General features: G+C 70.6%; 1 protein-coding gene. It reads left to right on the forward strand.

From position 1 onward, the window contains the following. Positions 1–50 precede the first annotated feature (50 nt). The coding region (locus E1261_RS44975; RefSeq protein ID WP_238176873.1) for a UbiA family prenyltransferase at positions 51–686 on the forward strand (636 nt) is incomplete at its 3' end.

Here is a 686-nt window from a genome sequence, read left to right on the forward strand (position 1 = left end):
GGCGGGCGGTTGGGTTGTCGGCTTCTTCGATCTGCATTTATTGGGCCGGGATGGCGTTGAACGACTGGGCCGATCGTGAACTGGATGCGGTTGAGCGGCCCGAGCGGCCGATTCCGTCGGGGCGGGTGCCTGCGCAGACTGCGTTCAACCTCGCGGCTGGGCTCACTGCGGGTGGGCTCGTGTTGTCGGCGTTGAGTGGTGGCCGGTCGACGCTCGCCACGTCGGCCGCGCTGGCCGCCACCGCCTGGACGTACGACGTAGTCGCGAAGAACACGGTCGCGGGACCGGCGGTGATGGCGTCCGCGCGGGCCCTCGACGTACTGGTCGGTGCGGGTGCTGAACGGCGGCGAGCGCTCGCTCCTGCCCTCGCTGTCGGCGCCCACATCCTCGCCGTCACCACGCTCTCCCGAGGCGAAGTCCACGGCGGTACGCCGACGCCGGCCCGGCTGAGCTTGGCTGTGAGCGCGGCGCTGACCGCAGCAACCTCCGGCCGGAAACAGGGTGGGTTCTGGAGGCGACGGAGCAGCGTGGCCGAGGTGACGACGGCTGCGTTGGCGGGGTGGTTTGCGCGGTCCGTTCTGCCGGCTCAGGCTGCTGCGGCTCGGGAGCCTGATGCTGTGCATGTTCGGGGGGCGGTGGGGGCTGGGATTCATGGGTTGGTGCCGTTGCAGGCGGCTTGGGTTGCC

The sequence above is a fragment of the Kribbella albertanoniae genome (assembly GCF_004348455.1).
Classification (GTDB): Bacteria; Actinomycetota; Actinomycetes; order Propionibacteriales; family Kribbellaceae; genus Kribbella; species Kribbella albertanoniae.